Origin of the sequence: Pseudomonas sp. PIC25 (genome assembly GCF_002286785.1) — a bacterium.
GTDB lineage: Bacteria > Pseudomonadota > Gammaproteobacteria > Pseudomonadales > Pseudomonadaceae > Pseudomonas_M.
This window is the reverse complement of record NZ_MUJY01000031.1, coordinates 1-1,497: the sequence shown is the minus strand read 5'-3', so window position 1 is coordinate 1,497 and position 1,497 is coordinate 1. Positions and strand designations below refer to the sequence as shown.

General features: G+C 68.2%; 1 protein-coding gene. It reads right to left on the bottom strand.

Translation table 11 applies throughout. The features are described from left to right. Positions 1-1,497, bottom strand: a 1,497-nt coding sequence (locus BZL41_RS01260; protein WP_143518003.1) for an amino acid adenylation domain-containing protein, incomplete at both ends; no start/stop codon positions are given.

Here is a 1,497-nt window from a genome sequence, read left to right as displayed (position 1 = left end):
TTTGTCACCCGAACCAGTGTCGCGGGCGATGACGGCTGTTTCGCGGATGCCGGGGCAGGCGGCGAGACGGGTTTCGATCTCGCCCAGCTCGATGCGGAATCCACGGATTTTCACCTGCTCGTCGATCCGCCCGAGGTATTCGAGCGTGCCGTCGTTGTGCCAGCGGCCGAGGTCGCCGGAGCGGTAGAGGCGTGCCCCGGGCGGGCCGAAGGGATCGGCAATGAAGCGCTCGGCGGTGAGGTCAGGACGATTCAGGTAGCCGCGAGCCAGGCCCGCGCCGCCCACATGCAGCTCTCCGGCAACACCCAGCGGTGCCGGTTGGCCGTGTTCGTCTAGGACGTAAAGACGCAGGTCCGGGATGCGCTCGCCGATGGGGCTGGCGCCGGCGCGTTCGGTGTCGGCCGGCTCCAGGGCGCGGTAGGTCACGTGTACCGTGGTTTCGGTGATGCCGTACATGTTCACGAGGCGCGTCCCGGCATTGGCTGGATGGGCGTACCAGGGCCTGAGCCAGGCGGTGTCCAGGGCCTCGCCGCCGAACACGATGCAGCGCAGCGCGTGGCAGCGGTCGCTGCTCGCCTGGGCGGTGCACAGTTGGCGGAATGCACTCGGGGTCTGGTTCAGAACGGTCACGCCGGTATCGCAGAGCAGTGCATAGAAGTCTTGCGGCGAACGGCTGGCCGCGTGCGGCACGATCAGCAGTTTCCCGCCATGGAGCAGTGCCCCCCAGATTTCCCACACCGAGAAGTCGAAGGCGAAGGAGTGGAACAGCGACCAGGTGTCCTGCGGGCCGAAGTCGAACCACGCCTGGGTGGCGGCGAACAGTCGGGTCACCTGGCGATGTTCGATCATCACACCCTTGGGCTTACCGGTGGAGCCCGAGGTGTAGATCAGATAGGCCAAGTGATCCGGGGTCAGGTCCGGTACCTCGGGGGCGGTGTCCGGCTGATCGGCCCAGGCGGGTCGCTCCTCATCCAGCCGGCAAAGCGGCAGGGCATCCGGCAGGAGCAGGCCGTCCGGCAGATTGCCGTCGGCCAGCAGGGCAAGGGGCTGGCTGTCCGCGAGCATGAAGGCCAAGCGCTCCAGAGGGTAGGCCGGGTCCAGCGGCACGTAGGCACCGCCCGCCTTGAGGATGGCCAGCAGGCCGACGAGCATGTCGAAGCCGCGCTGGACGCAGATCGCCACCCGGGCATCGGGACCGACGCCACGTTCGCGCAGGTAGTGGGCCAGGCGGTTGGCGCGGGCGTCCAGCTCGGCGTAGCTCATCCGCGCCTCGCCCATGGCCAGGGCCACGGCATCGGGCGCGCGCCGAACCTGGGCTTCGAACAGCCGGTGAGTGCAGGGCTGAGGAGGCGTGGCCTGGGGGCGGTTGAGCCCGTGCAGCAGGTAGTTGCGTTCGGCGGCGCTCAGCAGGTCGATGCGGCCGAGTACCTGCCGTTCGTTCTCCACCATGCCTCTCAACAGGGTTTGCAGATAGCCGGCGTAACGCTCGATGGTGGC